The sequence below is a fragment of the Epilithonimonas zeae genome, from assembly GCF_023278365.1.
Taxonomy (GTDB): domain Bacteria; phylum Bacteroidota; class Bacteroidia; order Flavobacteriales; family Weeksellaceae; genus Epilithonimonas; species Epilithonimonas zeae_A.
On sequence record NZ_CP075338.1, the window covers coordinates 34,227 to 50,499 of the forward strand.

A 16,273-nucleotide genomic window follows, 5' to 3' on the forward strand; every position below is an offset into this window, starting at 1 on the left:
AAGACCCGCAGGCAGCTCCAAAAATTCTACGCCAGCGCAAAAGCAGATGGCGAGATCAATCTCAAAAGTCTTACCAAAGAAATATAGAGAGGTTCAACTACGATTTCAGACACAGATGTTTTAGCCGTGCTCAATGACCTAATCAAAACCATAAGCCGTCAGCTTGCAGACGAAGATCGTAAAGCTCGGTGACTTTGGTAACTTCTAGGTTTCTATATCCAGTGATGATGCAGAGACCTTATAAAAAGTAACTTCGTCACTCATCAAGAGTTATAAGATCAACTTCCGCCCAGATGTAAATCTTCGGGATCTGCTTGTAAAATGTAGATAAAGAGAAATATTGAAAAAAAGGACTCTAAAATAGAATCTCTTTTTTATTCCAGAACCGAAAAAATATTGGAAACATTTGAGAAATTTATAAAGAATTGTTCAAATTTCAGTACAGTAATATTATTTTGTATGTGCTAAACCAAACGAGTTATGCTTTTAAAATTTAATTGATTTTTTTTGATAAAACATTTTTCTAGTTCTGCCAGATTAACAGATATTTTTTGTAATAAATTTTGACATATCCATTAATTTGATTGTATTAAGTTAAGGAAAAATCAAAATATCTAAAAATTAATATTTTTTTTTCTCTAAAATATAAAATTGAATATTCACAACAAATTTTGGTAAAATATTAAGTGTTTAAATTACATTTTTTAACACTTTTTGCTCTTAATTTTTGATTTATAAAAAAAAAATAAGATTAATTTTAAATAATTCTTATCATCATTTACCTTAAGTTATATATTATAAATTTAATATTTTTTAACATCCTAATTCTTTGTTTATTAATAGTTTTAAAATTTATATCATTAAAATAATGATAACCTTATCATATAATTGACATAAATCTTATCATAAAAAATAGATATGTAAAGTATTGATATATAGTAAGTAATTGAAAATTTATTTTTTTTTATCAATTGTATTTTTATATTTGTGATGTTACGTAAATGTTAACAGGCAAATGAATCCAAATTTCATTCATACTTATTTATCTGTGGACTGTGTAGTCTTTGGTTTTGATTTTGAGAATAAACTTAACATTCTCTTGGTGCAACGCCACGTGGAAGATATTCCTGTAGAACAACAGAAAAAATTACCTGGCAGCCTTATCTATAGTAATGAGGATGTAGATGATGCAGCAAACCGAGTTCTATTGGAATTGACGGGGATCAAAAAAATGGTTCTGAAGCAATTTAAGTGTTTTGCAGACCCTAATCGTGCGAGCAATCAAAATGATATCAAATGGATGGGAGAAGAGTACAAACATAATATAGACAGAATCATTACTGTAGCTTATCTTTCATTATGCCGTATTGACCATAAAATAAACAGTACAAAGTATGATACTGTAGATTGGCATCCTATAGACAAAGTTCCGCAACTACCATTTGATCACAATAAAATTATAGACGAATCTCTAATAGAAATAAGAAAGTGGATCGATTCTGATTTTTCTATCATCTTTGTGCTCCTGCCAAAAAAATTTACAATCAGACAATTGTATCAGCTATATAACGCTTTGAGTGAGAAGAAAATAGATATTAAGAATTTTCATAAAAAAATCTCCTCATTCAGTTATATCATTCCGTTAGACGAGATAGAAACCAATGTATCGCACCGTGCAGCAAGATATTACAAGTTCGATCCGAAAATCTACAAAAAAACTCAAAATAAATTAATCAAATAAAATAAGTCTCAAAATAAAATGTATTTATTAGGATTCGATATCGGCAGTTCATCTGTAAAAGTTTGTCTTATTGAGGCATCCAGCGGCAAAGTCATTGCATCTGATTTTTCTCCTAAAAAAGAGATGAAGATCATTGCAGAACAACCGGGATGGGCAGAGCAAAATCCTTCCGATTGGTGGACTAATCTTAAACTGGCGCATCAGTCTGTAATGTCTCACGCAAATATTGAGCCAGAAGATATCAAGGGAATCGGGATTACTTGGCAGATGCACGGATTGATTTTGGTAGATAAAGATCAGAATGTTCTCCGTCCTTCCATCATCTGGTGTGACAGCCGCGCAGTTCCTTATGGCGAAAAAGCGTTTAAAGAAATTGGCGAAGAAAAATGTTTGTCTCACCTTTTAAACTCACCAGGGAATTTTACAGCTTCCAAATTGGCTTGGGTTAAGGAAAATGAGCCGGAGCTTTTTGATAAGATTGATAAAATAATGTTGCCGGGAGATTACATCGCAATGAAACTTTCCGGCGAAATTGGAATTACTGTAGAAGGACTTTCCGAAGGGATTTTCTGGGATTTTAAAAACAATTGTATCTCCGAAGATGTTATTAATTATTACGGAATTCCGAAGAGCTTCTTTCCAGAGATCGTTCCAACATTTGGAATTCAGTCTACTGTTTCTTTATCTGCAGCAGAAGAATTAGGATTAAAAGAAGGAACTCCAATTTCGTACAGAGCCGGAGACCAGCCGAATAATGCATTATCGCTTAATGTTTTCAATCCGGGAGAAATTGCTTCCACAGCAGGAACTTCAGGCGTTGTTTACGGCGTTTTGGATAAGTTGGATTATGATAAATTATCAAGAGTTAATACGTTCGCACACGTCAATCATACAGAGGAGCAGATGAGATTGGGCGTTTTACTTTGCATCAACGGAACAGGAATTCTTAATTCTTGGTTGAAGCACAACTTCGCAACTTCATTATCATCTTATGGCGATATGAATGAGTTAGCTTCACTTTCTCCGATCGGTTCGAAAGGTTTGAGCATTATTCCATTTGGGAACGGTGCCGAAAGAGTTTTAGAAAATAAAGATACTAGATGTTCAATCCACGGAATTAATTTTAATATTCATTCAAAAGGTGATGTTCTTCGCGCTGCACAGGAAGCCATCGTTTTTTCTTATGAATATGGGATGAACATTATGAGAGATATGGGAATGAACATCAATGTCATCCGTGCCGGGAATGCCAATATGTTTTTAAGTTCCATTTTCCGCCAGTCATTGGCGAGTGTGAGCAATGCAACAATTGAACTGTTTGATACAGACGGAGCAGTTGGTGCCGCAAGAGCTGCAGGAATGGGAATCGGTTTTTATGCAGATTCCAAAGAAGCATTTTCCTCGTTAGAAAAAATCACTGTTATAGAGCCTGAACACGAAAAAAGAGAACAATACCTGGAAGCCTATGAGAGGTGGAAAGATCATCTTCAAGAAATAATTTAATCCAAAAAAACATACCGAATTTACATTCACTTGCTGGCTCAAAACATCAGCAGGGAAGGGATTCTACAATCAAAATTAAAGTCAATAATTAAAAATAAATTAAATAAATATGAACATTTCAAAAGAAGCAAAAGCGTTTTTTCCGGGGGTAGATCAAATCAGATTTGAAGGTAGAGAGAGTAGAAATCCTTTGGCGTTTCGCTATTATGATGCAGATCAGGTTGTGATGGGAAAACCAATGAAAGAATGGATGCGTTTTGCAATGGCTTGGTGGCACACACTATGTGCAGACGGTAGCGACCCTTTCGGAGGACCTACAATTCACCACCCTTGGAGCCAGGGAACCGATGCCGTTTCCAAAGCCAAATACAAAATGGATGCTGGCTTTGAGTTTATGCAAAAAATGGGATTCGGATATTACTGTTTCCACGACATCGATTTGGTAGATCCTGCAGACAACTGGAGAGATTATGAAAAAAATCTTCAAGCTATTGTAGATTATGCTAAAGAAAAACAATCAGAAACTGGTATCAAATTACTTTGGGGAACGGCTAATGTTTTCACGCACGAGAGATATATGAACGGCGCTTCTACCAATCCAAACTTTGATGTTGTGGCTTGTGCAGGAACTCAGGTTAAGAATTCTATCGATGCGACGATTGCGCTAGGAGGAGAAAATTATGTTTTCTGGGGTGGAAGAGAAGGTTATATGAGCCTTCTGAATACCGATATGAAGCGTGAAAAAGAACACCTTGCCCGTTTCCTTACCATGTCTCGTGACTATGCAAGAAGTCAAGGTTTCCAGGGAACTTTCCTTATCGAACCAAAGCCGATGGAACCTACAAAACACCAATACGATTACGATGCAGAAACGGTCATTGGATTCTTGAAAAGCCACGGTTTAGAAAAAGATTTCAAATTAAACCTTGAAGTAAACCACGCAACATTAGCAGGGCACACTTTCGAGCACGAACTTCAGGCAGCGGTTGATGCAGGAATGTTAGGAAGCATAGATGCCAACAGAGGAGATTATCAAAACGGATGGGATACAGACCAGTTCCCAATCGATTATTTTGAGCTGGCTCAGGCTTGGTTGGTAATTCTTCCAAGTGGAGGTTTAGGTTCAGGAGGAGTCAACTTCGATGCAAAAATCCGTCGTAATTCTGTAGATGCAGATGATCTTTTCATCGCTCACGTTGCAGGTATGGATGCTTTTGCAAAAGGACTTTTGGTAGCAGCAGATATTCTTGAGAATTCGGATTACAACAAATTGAGAACAGATAGATATTCATCATTTGATAGCGGAAATGGGAAAGCATTTGAAGAAGGCAGATTGACTCTGCAGGATCTTCAGAAAATTGCCCACGAATCTGGAGAACCTTTGCCAAAAAGTGGTAAACAGGAACTTTTCGAGGCTATCGTGAATATGTATATCTAAAATTATATAAGAAAGTTAATCCAATCTCAACAGCGGAGACTCAAAAAACTTTCTTATCAAACTAACACATTAAACATAATAATTATGAATCTATTTCATTTAAGTAAAACCAATAGAGCGGCATTATTTTTTGCGATGACTCTATTACCATCAGGTCTGGCTTACTCACAGAGTAAAAAAGATACTGTACAAAAGGAGAAGCAGATTGAGGAGGTTGTTGTTATTGGATATGGAACTCAGAGAAAGGAATCAGTAACAGGGTCTGTTGCTACAGTTAAGGGAGATGCGTTGAGAGAAGTACCATCAGCCAATATCACACAGGCTTTGCAAGGTAGAACTGCAGGGGTGGACATTTCACAAACTTCATCAAAACCGGGTGCAGCAAGCCAGATCAGAATTCGAGGAGTAAGATCTTTGACGGGAACTAATGATCCTTTGATCGTTTTAGATGGGATTCCTTTTGTGGGGTCATTAGCTGATATCAGTTCTAATGATATCAAAAGTGTTGATATCTTGAAAGATGCATCTGCAACAGCGATTTACGGATCACGAGGCGCAAACGGTATTATCTTAGTAACAACAAATAGAGGTGCAAAAGGCCAAAAGCCAAGATTCAACTACAATTCTTTTACAGGTGTTCAGACTTTATTTTCTAAATTTCCTATGATGGATGGCCCTCAATTAGCTAAATTGAGAGTAGATGCCGGGAATACTTTCGCATTGGGAAAGGATGAAACTTTAGATACTAATACTGACTGGCAAAAATTATACTACAGACCAGCAATGATCACAAGTCATGATATTGGTGTTTCGGGTGGAACAGATGGAGGCAACTATAATGTTGGTTTATCATATTTTAAACAAGATGCTTTAATCCCTTTGCAGAGTTATGAAAGATTTTCAATGAGAATAGCCTTGGATCAGCAGGTTGGTAAAAATTTTAAATTTGGATTTACAACCAATACAAACTATACTGTATCCGAGGGTAATGGTGTAGCAGGAGCGCCTACATTGGGATTGTCTCCTTTAGCAAACCCTTACAACCCGGATGGTACTATCAAGAGAACTATCAGTACAGCATCTAACATAGATCAATCTTGGGTATATATAAGAAAAACAATTCAAGATTTAGGTGAGAAGTATGTAGATGAAAGTAAGGGGCTTTCTTCGTTTAACAACATATATGGAGAAGTAAACTTGCCTATTCCTGGTTTGAAATACAGATTGAATGTAGGATTGGATTACATGACTTCCAATAGCGGAAATTATTCTGGTGTAGGTGTATTTAATGTTAATGCAGCAGCTCCTTCAAGTGCCGGACGAGGAAACAGTCAGACGTACCATTGGACTCTGGAGAACTTATTGACCTATGACAGAACGTTTGGAAAGCACAAAATCAATGCTGTCGGTTTATATTCTGCAGAAGGAAATAGAATTGTTAGTTCTTATATGAGTGCTAAAAATGTTCCTTCTGATTTTTTTCAATATTACAATCTGGGACAATCTCCACAGGCTGATATATCTGTTAGACCTGAAGATCAGTTTTATCAACAGAGAGGACTTTTGTCCTATATGGGGCGTGCTATGTACACATTTGATAATAAATATATGATAACAGCTACAATCCGTGCAGACGGTTCATCTGTTCTTGCAAAGGGTAATCAGTGGCATACCTATCCTGCAATCTCACTGGGATGGAATGTTGCTAATGAGTCCTTTATGCAAAATATCAAAGCAATCAATCAGTTTAAATTAAGATATGGATGGGGACAGACATCTAACCAAGCGGTAAATCCTTATACAACTATGGGATCTCTGCAAGTAACACCTTATAACTTTGGTGCTGCAAATGCTACAGGCGTTTACATTCTTACAGCTCCTAATGCTGAATTAGGATGGGAATATTCTAAGACCAATAACTTTGGGATTGATTTTGGATTGTTTAATAATAGAATTACTGGAACTGTAGAATATTATAAAACCAATACGGAAAAAGTATTGTCTGGAACAATTCTACCTCCATCAGGTGGTATTGGAAGTGTAACAAAAAATATTGGTGAAATAGAAAATAAAGGTTGGGAGGTTTCTCTTAATGGTACTATCATAGATAACCCAGATGGTTTTAGCTGGGATGCAGGTGTAAACTGGTATGCTAATAGAAATCAGATTTTAGCTCTATCTTCAGGAACAACACGAGATGAGATCAATAACTGGTTTGTAGGGCATAACATTAATGCAATTTACGATTACCAGAATATAGGTCTATGGCAACAGGGGGATCCTTATCTTAATGTATTAGAACCGGGAGGCAATGTAGGGATGATCAAAGTTCTTTATACAGGTGGTTATAATGCCGATGGTACACCTGTAAGAGCGATTGGTACTGCAGATAGACAAATCATTGATACTGCTCCGGACTGGCAGGGAGGTTTTAATATGAGATTTGCTTACAAAAATTTTGAATTGAGTACAGTAGGAGCTTTTCAGCACGGTGGTGTTTTAATCAGCTCTATATATGGTTCATCAGGTTATCTTAATAGACTAACAGGAAGAGGTAACAACGTAGATGTAGATTATTGGACTGCTGAAAATCCAAATGTAAGATATCCAAAACCTGGAGGAATGATGAGCGGAGATAATCCAAAGTATGGTTCTACACTTGCATACTTCGATGGATCTTATCTTAAATTAAGAACAATTACACTAGGCTATAATGTTAAAAAGGAGTTTCTAAATGATTTGAAATTGAATAGTCTTAGAATTTACGTTACCATAACTAATCCTGTCGTACTATTCTCACCTTACCACAAAGAATCGGGAATGGATCCGGAACCAAATTCTTATGGGAATCAAAATCAAGCGGTTAATAGTAGCCTCCCATACAATAGCCGTCAATTAATCATTGGAACCAATAATCCATCCACACGTAATTATTTAATGGGAATCAATTTATCTTTTTAAATTACAGAATCATGATAAAGTTTAATAAAAAAATAGTTTTAGGAGCAGTCTTCTTTTCAATTTGCTTGAACAGCTGTAACGAGATTTTGGATGAACAACCAAGATCTAACTATACTGTTGATTATTTTAACACAGCTGACGGTGTTAATGCAGGTGTCACTTCATTATATAGAAGTTTAAGACTACTATATGGCAATGGATACTTTATGAGTAATTGTCAGAATGGAACAGATGAGTCAACCTGGGCACAAAGTGCTGATGGAAATTTCAAAGAGCTTGACATGTCCGGTCAGGGTAATATTAATGCAGCTACATTTCCAACAAGTATGGTTTGGGGGTCGATGTTTCCTTATATCAATACGGCAAATGGAATTATAGAACGAGGACCGAAATTTAACGTACCTGAATCTCTAGTTTCTGAAGCAAGATTCTTTAGAGCATATGATTACTTTCTGCTCGTTCAGACTTATGGTGGTGTTCCCTTAGATTTAGGTGCTGGAGAATTAGCTCTTAATACAAATGCTGTGACAACTTCTAAAAGAAATACAGTTCCAGAAGTTTACACTAGAGCAATTTTTCCTGACCTTAAAAAAGCAATCGACAATTTACCTGTGTCACCTAGAGTGACTGGTGGTGTGACAAAAAATGTTGCAAGATTATTTTTAGCAAAAGCCTATCTTACATACGGATGGTGGTTACAAAATCCTAACAATATTCCTACTTATCCCGAAACTTCAAGGACAGACCCTGACGGTCATAATGCTGACTGGTATTTCCAACAAGCGTATGATACCGCAATGACAGGAATCAATAATCCTGGTTCATATTCACTTCAGCCAACATTTTATGATGTGAATGTAGGAACAAACGATAGAAATAGCGAGTGTATGCTGTATGCAGACCATACTCAAGCAAGTGCTTTTTACAATGAATCAGATCCTGTTGGTTTTGGTTCTGGATGGGCACCCGATAATTTCGCTGCTTGGATGCAGACTTGGAATTACACTAACCTGAAAAGCAGTAGTTCTGCGACGACTTGGACAGCGGTAAGCTCTGTGCAACGTGCAGCAACACAGCCACTAGGACGCCCTTGGGTTCGTATGGCTCCGCCGATTGGTGTAATTAAAAATACCTTCCAGGATAAAACGACAGATTCCAGATATGACGGAACTTTTGTAACTGCTTATAGAGGAAACTGGGATAAAGCAGGTGTAACGAATTCTGTGTTGTACAATGCAAACAGTCTTCCTGTATCTACAGGAGGTGTAATACTTAGTTTTTTAAATGATGACACTCAAACACCTTCTTATCCATCAGATGCTGGACAAAATGGTGTTGGTGCAGGAACTTTACCAGGTAGGGCAGATTGGGTAATTGCGCCAAACGGAATCAGTAGAATTGTATATCCGGGATTATGGAAAATAGGAACATACCGTACCGATGATCCTAATGGATTAGGCTATCCTAATGCAGGCCTCACACGTCCGTTTAATGTGGCAAAATTTTCAGAATTTTACTTCATTGCAGCTGAAGCAGCTGTAAAGGGTGCTTCTGGTACTAAGTCTGCAAGAGAACTAATTAATGTTATCCGTGCAAGAGCAGGGAAATGGAGGTTTAACAATGCGCAAAACACAGCTTTTGTAGCAGACAATAGCGCGGCAATGGTTGCTGCTACTCCTGCGGTTATCAATATTGATTATATTTTGGCGGAAAGATCAAGAGAATATTATGGTGAATTCTACAGATGGTATGATTTAGTTCGTACTCAGAAGTGGGGAGAATATGCGGCTCAGTATCAGATTGGTGGAGTTGCATATGGAAATCATACACCACAGACGGTTAATCGTACAATTCAATTATTCCATTATCTGAGACCTATACCACAAGGTCAAATAGATGCAATGAGCGGTGCGACAGCAGAAGAAAAGGCAAAATACCAAAATCCTGGTTACAATTAATAATTTCACATTCATATCAATCAAAACAAAGTAGGTGTAAACTTTACACCTGCTTTGTTTAATAAATAAAATTATAGTAAAAGTATGGAAAAAACCTGGCGTTGGTTTGGGAAAAACGATAAAATTAAATTACAGACGCTTCGACAAATTGGTGTTGAAGGGATTGTTTCTGCGTTGCATGATATTCCGAACGGAGAAATCTGGAGTTTCGAGGCTGTTAACGATTATAAAAACTATATAGAAAGTCACGGGCTACGTTGGTCTGTAGTTGAAAGCCTTGCTGTAAGCGAGTCTATCAAATACGGAGGAAACGACAGAGACCAACTGATAAAAAATTATATCAAAAGTCTTGAAAATCTTGGTAAAGCAGGCATTACAACAGTTTGTTACAACTTTATGCCGGTTCTCGACTGGGCCAGAACCGATCTTTTCCTTGAATGGGAAGACGGTTCATCGTCATTATATTTTGATAAAGCAAAATTTGCCTATTTCGAAATTCATATTCTGAAAAGAGAAGGAGCAGAAAATGATTATACTCCTGAGATTCTACAAAAAGTTGAAGAATTAAAAAATACGCTGACTGAAACTGATAACAATGATTTGATAGATTCAGTCATTGTAAAAACACAGGGATTCGTTAATGGAAATATCAAAGAGGGTGATTTAAATCCCGTAGAAAAGTTCAATAATTTATTGGCTTTATATGACGGAATTGATAAAAATCAACTTCGTGAAAATTTAAAATATTTCCTCGAAAAAATAATGCCGGTTTGCGAAGAATGGAATATTCAAATGTGTGTGCATCCGGATGACCCGCCGTTTGCTTTGCTCGGTTTACCAAGAATCGTAACCAATGAAGACGACATCGATTGGTTTTTGAACGCAGTAGATAATCCTCACAACGGATTGACGTTCTGCGCAGGTTCTTTAAGCGCCAATCTTCAGAATGATGTTCCGAAATTAGCTCAGAAATATGCCCACAGAACAAAATTTGTCCATCTAAGAAGTACCAATGTTTTTGAAAACGGAGACTTCATTGAAGCGCATCATTTAGGGGGACGAGGAAAATTAATCGACGTAATCCGGGTGTTTGAAAAAGAAAATCCGGATTTGCCAATGAGAATCGACCATGGAAGATTGTTATCGGAAGATATTGATAAAGGTTATAATCCGGGCTATTCTTTCTTAGGAAGAATGTTGGCTTTGGGACAAATCGACGGTGTGATGGCAGCTGTCAATTCTGAATCAAGATAAGGAGAATCCGAAGGATTCAATATCAGTAACCGTAGGTGTAACCTATGGAAAAAGAGTAAAACAATCCAACGAACCCGAAGTGTTCAATATTATCATTTATCAATCATCATTTATCAATAATTAAAAATGAACGAAATATTCAGCATAAAAGATAAAGTAGCGGTCATTACAGGTGCTTCCGGCGTTTTGGGAGGAAGCCTTGCCAAAAGCTTTATCGAAGCCGGAGCAAAAGTAGTTGCCTTGGGAAGAAATCAGGAAACGCTGGATTCCCGTGTAAAGGAACTTACAGATTTAGGAGGTGATGCATTTGCCGTTGAAGCGAATGTAATGAACATCGAAAGTCTTGAAAACGCATCAAAGAAAATCATAGAAAAGTATGGTAAAATAGATATTTTGCTGAATATTGCCGGAGGAAACATTCCTTCAGCAACATTATCTCCAGAGCAGTCATTTTTCGATATGAACATCAGTGGATGGGATGAGGTAACTGATCTTAATATCAACGGAACCGTTTATCCAAGCTATGTTTTCGGAAAAGTGATGGCAGAGCAGGGAAATGGCAGTATTGTCAATATATCGTCTATGGCAGCTTATTCGGCGATTACAAGAGTAGCTGGTTATTCGGCAGCCAAATCAGCAATCACCAATTTTACACAATGGCTGGCTTCTGATTTAGCTTTAAAATTTGGAGATAAAATCCGTGTCAATGCCGTTGCTCCCGGATTTTTCATAGGAGATCAGAACCGTGCCATTTTACTGAACCCGGATGGATCTTTAACAGATAGAAGCAAAAAAGTAATGGCCAAGACACCAATGCAAAGATTCGGAGAAGTGGAGGAACTCAATGGAACAGTACAGTTTCTCTGTTCAGATGCCGCAAGCTTCATTACCGGAGCTTTAATACCTGTTGACGGTGGTTTCAGTGCATTCAGTGGCGTTTAAAATTGAATATTATTTTCTTTATATAGTGAGCAAGGCCTTAATGATTTTCTCATAGTTAAGGTCTTGTTTTTAAAGATTTTTCACAAAAGTCAAAATCAATTTAAATTTAAAAATGAATTATTTCACAAGCAAAATAGAAGTTTTCGGAGAATCATTTTTGCTGGAATCGGCAAAGGCGGAGAATCTCTATTTTGGCTATGCGGAAGGAATGCCGATTATCGATTATCACAATCATCTGGAGCCTGATGTCATTTCAAATAATCAGAATTTCCGTTCTCCGACAGCGATTTGGCTGGATGGTGACCATTACAAATGGCGTGCGATGCGAAATTTCGGGATTGACGAGCGATTCATTTCCGGACAGGCAACCAACGAGGAAAAATTTCAAAAATGGGCAGAAACGGTTCCTTACACGCTTCGGAATCCCTTGTTTCACTGGACACATCTGGAGCTAAAAAATTCTTTCGGGATTAAGGAATATTTGTCTGGCAAAAATGCGGACGAAATTTACAGCTCGATGCAGGATGCTTTACAGCAACCCGGCTTTACGCCACAGAATCTGCTCAAAAATTATAAAGTCGAAGCAATTTGTACAACAGATGACCCTGCTGACAATCTGGATTATCATAAAGAATTAAAAGCAAGTAACTTTAATACAACGGTTTTACCAAGCTTTCGTCCGGATGTTTACATCAACATTATTGATCCACAATCTTATATCCTCAATATTAAAAAACTTGAAAAAGCTTCAGGAATCAATATTAATTCAGTTTCAGATTTACTAAACGCGCTTGAATCCCGAATCAATTACTTTGATGAGATTGGCGCCAAAGTTTCAGACCACGGCTTAGAATATTTTCCGGACACGACCCGGTGGAATTCGGATTTAGAAAAAGAATTTTCAGAATTTCTAAAAGGTAACCAACTTACATTTTCCAATCCGGATGCGCTTTGCGGATTTCTTTTGAAAGAGCTCTGTAAAATGTATTCTGATAAAGGCTGGGTTCAGCAGTTTCACGTTGGCGCAACCAGAAATAACAATTCCCTGACGCTGAAAAATATCGGAGCAAATACAGGTTTTGATGCAATTGGAGAACAATATTTTGCACAAAGAATGAGCATTCTTTTTGACGAGCTCAATTCCGAAGGTAAGCTTGCAAAAACAATTATTTACAATCTGAATCCGGTTTATAATGAAGTTCTGGCTTCTCTTGCAGGCAATTTCAACGAATCCGGAATCAAGTCGAAAGTACAGTTCGGCGCTGCCTGGTGGTTTCTGGACCAGCTGGATGGGATGCAAAAACAGATGAACACGCTTTCCAATATTGGACTTATCAGCACATTTGTCGGAATGCTAACCGATTCCAGAAGTTTTTTGTCATTCTCGAGACACGAATATTTCAGACGATTGCTTTGTAATATGTTCGGAAACGAGATGGAAAAAGGTCTTATTCCCGATGACGAAAAATGGGTGGGAAAAATCATTCAGGATATCTGCTATTATAATGCGAAAAACTATTTCAATTTTTAAGAATGGCTCAGGAGACTTCAAATAAAATTTTATGTTTCGGCGAATTGCTTTTGCATTTCGCTCCGGATTCTGAAGGAACTTGGCTGAAAAATCAAGCTCTCAAAATTTACGTTGGCGGAGCTGAGTATAATGTTGCTTCGGCACTTTCGAGATGGGGAAATCATGTTTCTCTGTATTCTGCATTGCCGGAAAATTATCTCGGCAATCAGTTGGAATTAAAATTAAATGATGACAAAATAAAAGTTCTTGCAGAGAAGTCAAATGGCAGGATGGGAGCTTTTTACCTTCCTTTTGATGGCGATATGCAGAATGCGAAAGTCATTTACGACCGTTTCCCGTCAGTTTTCACAGAGTCGGATTTTTCAGGTTTTTCTGATGACGAAGTTTTTAAGGATGTAACCTGGCTTCATATCAGTACAATTACGCCTGCTTTGAGCGAGAACGCTTTCCGGAAATGTCTTGATTTGATGAAGAAAGCCAATGCCCGAAATATCAAAGTTTCTCTGGATTTGAATTACCGTGCATCACTTTGGCAGCATCAGAATCCTTACGATAAAATCTCTCAACTAATGCCATTTGTTAAGGTTTTAATGGGAAATATCTGGTCGATTCAGGAATTCTTAAATATCCCAATCGAATATGAATTGAATGGAAATTTTAATGATGAGAACCTTCTAAAACAAGCTGAAAAATCAGCTTCAGAAATTCAGAAACAATATCCGAATGTAGAATTGATTGCCAACACATTCCGATTCACAAAAGGTGATGAGGTCAATTATTTTGCGACTATATATTCTGAAGAGAAATTATTCATTTCAGAGCAATATTATTCGGATAAGATTTTGGAAAGAGTCGGCAGCGGCGATTCCTTTATGGCAGCTTTGATTCACGGAAGCATAAAAGGAAATTCAATCCAAAAAATCCTGGATGATGCTGTAAAAGTGGCTTTCAAAAAACTTTTTGTACAAGGCGACACCATCAATGAAACAATTAATATCGAAAATTTATGAGTTTAAATATCATACAGAAAATAAAAGAACAGAAAATAATTCCTTTGTTCTACAATGATTCTTTCGAAGTTTCAAAATCGATTGTAAAATCGCTTTATGAAGCAGGAATCCGTGCGGTAGAATATACCAATCGTGGGGAATTAGCTTTAGAAAATTTCAGAAAACTGAAAGAATTAGCAGTAACAGAATTTCCGGAACTCTCTTTAGGAATCGGAACAGTGAAAAATATTTCAGAAATGGATGCTTTCATTGATGCAAAAGCTGATTTTATCATTACGCCAATCATTAATGAAGAACTGGTAAAACATTCCGTTGACAAAAATATTCTGTTGATTCCGGGATGTTTCACCCCGTCGGAGATTAATATCGCTTATCAAAACGGATTGAGAATGGTAAAGGTTTTTCCTGCGGATTTGGCCGGGAAAAATTACATCAAATCGATTTCTCCGGTTTTCCCGGAAATGGAATTTATGCTGACAGGCGGAATCCATGCAGACGCTCAGGATATTTCCGAATGGATGAGCGGAGGTGCAGTTGCAGTCGGACTTGGAAGTGCTTTGGTCAAAAAAGAATTTTCCGATGAACAGTTAAAAGAAAAAGTTGAACAATTATTATCCCTCTTAAATAAAAAATAAGATGCAGGCACCACAAAAAAAGAATCTGAGATGGTTTATGCTGTCTCTGGTCTTTCTCGCAACGACCATCAATTATCTCGACCGTCAGGTAATGGGCTTGCTAAAACCTGTTCTGGAAAAGGAATTCAGCTGGGACGAGAAGGATTACAGCTACATTGTGATGGCTTTTACGACGACTTATGCTGTCGGTTATCTCGCAATGGGAAGATTCATAGATAGAGTAGGAACTAAAATTGGTTATGCAGTTTCTTTGATAGTCTGGAGTTTAGCGTCTATCGGGCACGGTTTTGTGAAAAGTACAGTCGGATTTTTAATTGCGAGAAGTACTTTGGGAATTAGTGAAGCGGGAAATTTTCCGGCAGCCATAAAATCTGTCGCCGAATGGTTTCCGAAAAAAGAAAGAGCCTTAGCAACCGGAATTTTCAATTCGGGTGCAACAGTTGGAGCCATTTTAGCACCGCTTCTTGTTCCTTTTATTTTAGGGCATTATGGCTGGAGAGAAACTTTTGTCTGGATTGGCGCATTGGGTTTATTATGGATTGTTTTGTGGTGGAGATTTTACAATATTCCGGAAAAAACTAAAAATCTAAGTCAGGAAGAACTTCAATACATCAAAAGTGATCAGGCTGGACAAACGGAAGAACAGTCCAAAGTTCCGCTTTCGGAATTATTAAAATATAAAGTAACCTGGGCTTTTGCCATCGGAAAAATCCTTACCGACCCGATTTGGTATTTCTTTATGTTCTGGCTTCCGGCTTATTTCGCAGACGTTTTTAAAATGGATTTGACGAAACCTTCATTACCATTGATTTTAATCTATGGAGGAACAACAATAGGCAGTATTGGCGGCGGTTATTTGTCTTCTGCTTTAATCAAGAAGGGCTGGGAAATCAGCAGAGCCCGGAATTTTACAATGCTATTGTTTGCATTGCTGGTAGTTCCGGTGATATTTTCAAAATACCTGGATAATATGTGGATGATAACGGTTGTAATTGCATTTGCAACAGCTGCACATCAGGGTTGGGGCGCGAATCTGATGACAACAGTTGGCGATAAATTACCTAATAATTATGTGAGTTCGGTCATTGGTTTTGGCGGAATGCTGGGGTCAGCTGCCGGAATTCTTTTTCCACTTTTCATCGGAATTGTTTTGGATACATTCAAAAAAGCGGGAAATATCAATGGTGGTTACAATATCATATTTTTCATAGCTGGTGTTTCTTACATTGCAGCTTGGGGAATTATTTGGTTGATTAATAGAAATACGACCGTCAATTCTGTCTCAGAAAAGAAAATTTAA

At 37.4% G+C, this 16,273-nt stretch carries 11 protein-coding genes; all 11 read left to right on the top strand.

Features of this window, described 5'->3' with window-relative positions; genetic code table 11:
• The first annotated feature begins 1,015 nt into the window (after window positions 1–1,015).
• The 11 genes from KI430_RS00115 (at window position 1,016) to KI430_RS00165 (ending at window position 16,273) form a co-directional block, all read left to right on the top strand.
• Window positions 1,016–1,741 (top strand): NUDIX hydrolase, encoded by a 726-nt coding sequence (locus KI430_RS00115; RefSeq protein ID WP_248876275.1) that lies wholly within the window; start codon window positions 1,016–1,018, stop codon window positions 1,739–1,741.
• An 18-nt stretch (window positions 1,742–1,759) separates the two neighbouring features.
• Window positions 1,760–3,244, top strand: a complete 1,485-nt coding sequence (locus tag KI430_RS00120; protein WP_248876276.1) for a xylulokinase — start codon at window positions 1,760–1,762, stop codon at window positions 3,242–3,244.
• 109 nt (window positions 3,245–3,353) lie between these two features.
• A complete protein-coding gene (gene xylA / locus KI430_RS00125) occupies window positions 3,354–4,682 on the top strand; it encodes a xylose isomerase (RefSeq protein ID WP_248876277.1) in 1,329 nt (442 codons plus the stop codon).
• A gap of 84 nt (window positions 4,683–4,766) precedes the next feature.
• Entirely contained in the window at window positions 4,767–7,643 is a 2,877-nt protein-coding gene (locus KI430_RS00130; protein ID WP_248876278.1) for a SusC/RagA family TonB-linked outer membrane protein, read from the top strand.
• Between the two features lie 11 nt (window positions 7,644–7,654).
• Entirely contained in the window at window positions 7,655–9,601 is a 1,947-nt protein-coding gene (locus tag KI430_RS00135; protein ID WP_248876279.1) for a RagB/SusD family nutrient uptake outer membrane protein, read from the top strand.
• 84 nt (window positions 9,602–9,685) lie between these two features.
• Window positions 9,686–10,855, top strand: a complete 1,170-nt coding sequence (gene uxuA / locus KI430_RS00140) for a mannonate dehydratase (RefSeq protein WP_248876280.1) — start codon at window positions 9,686–9,688, stop codon at window positions 10,853–10,855.
• A gap of 126 nt (window positions 10,856–10,981) precedes the next feature.
• Entirely contained in the window at window positions 10,982–11,797 is an 816-nt protein-coding gene (locus KI430_RS00145) for an SDR family oxidoreductase (RefSeq protein ID WP_248876281.1), read from the top strand.
• A 112-nt stretch (window positions 11,798–11,909) separates the two neighbouring features.
• Window positions 11,910–13,328: a glucuronate isomerase gene (uxaC, locus tag KI430_RS00150; RefSeq protein WP_248876282.1), complete on the top strand. Its 1,419-nt coding sequence runs from the start codon at window positions 11,910–11,912 to the stop codon at window positions 13,326–13,328.
• Between the two features lie 2 nt (window positions 13,329–13,330).
• Window positions 13,331–14,338 (top strand): PfkB family carbohydrate kinase, encoded by a 1,008-nt coding sequence (locus KI430_RS00155; RefSeq protein ID WP_248876283.1) that lies wholly within the window; start codon window positions 13,331–13,333, stop codon window positions 14,336–14,338.
• On the top strand, window positions 14,335–14,973 hold the full coding sequence (locus tag KI430_RS00160; RefSeq protein WP_248876284.1) for a bifunctional 4-hydroxy-2-oxoglutarate aldolase/2-dehydro-3-deoxy-phosphogluconate aldolase: 639 nt from the start codon (window positions 14,335–14,337) through the stop codon (window positions 14,971–14,973). Before KI430_RS00155 ends, KI430_RS00160 begins: the two co-directional genes overlap by 4 nt.
• 1 nt (window position 14,974) lies before the next feature.
• Window positions 14,975–16,273 carry an MFS transporter gene (locus KI430_RS00165; RefSeq protein ID WP_248876285.1) on the top strand — a complete coding sequence of 433 codons (1,299 nt, stop codon included), beginning with the start codon at window positions 14,975–14,977 and terminating at the stop codon, window positions 16,271–16,273.

Excerpts from the sequence above, each read along its gene's own strand:
- xylA (WP_248876277.1), top strand. The coding sequence starts at position 3,354 with ATGAACATTTCAAAAGAAGCAAAAGCGTTTTTTCCGGGGGTAGATCAA.
- KI430_RS00135 (WP_248876279.1), top strand. The coding sequence starts at position 7,655 with ATGATAAAGTTTAATAAAAAAATAGTTTTAGGAGCAGTCTTCTTTTCA.
- KI430_RS00160 (WP_248876284.1), top strand. The coding sequence starts at position 14,335 with ATGAGTTTAAATATCATACAGAAAATAAAAGAACAGAAAATAATTCCT.
- KI430_RS00115 (WP_248876275.1), top strand. The coding sequence starts at position 1,016 with ATGAATCCAAATTTCATTCATACTTATTTATCTGTGGACTGTGTAGTC.
- KI430_RS00130 (WP_248876278.1), top strand. The coding sequence starts at position 4,767 with ATGAATCTATTTCATTTAAGTAAAACCAATAGAGCGGCATTATTTTTT.
- uxuA (WP_248876280.1), top strand. The coding sequence starts at position 9,686 with ATGGAAAAAACCTGGCGTTGGTTTGGGAAAAACGATAAAATTAAATTA.
- KI430_RS00165 (WP_248876285.1), top strand. The coding sequence starts at position 14,975 with ATGCAGGCACCACAAAAAAAGAATCTGAGATGGTTTATGCTGTCTCTG.
- KI430_RS00145 (WP_248876281.1), top strand. The coding sequence starts at position 10,982 with ATGAACGAAATATTCAGCATAAAAGATAAAGTAGCGGTCATTACAGGT.
- KI430_RS00120 (WP_248876276.1), top strand. The coding sequence starts at position 1,760 with ATGTATTTATTAGGATTCGATATCGGCAGTTCATCTGTAAAAGTTTGT.
- KI430_RS00155 (WP_248876283.1), top strand. The coding sequence starts at position 13,331 with ATGGCTCAGGAGACTTCAAATAAAATTTTATGTTTCGGCGAATTGCTT.
- uxaC (WP_248876282.1), top strand. The coding sequence starts at position 11,910 with ATGAATTATTTCACAAGCAAAATAGAAGTTTTCGGAGAATCATTTTTG.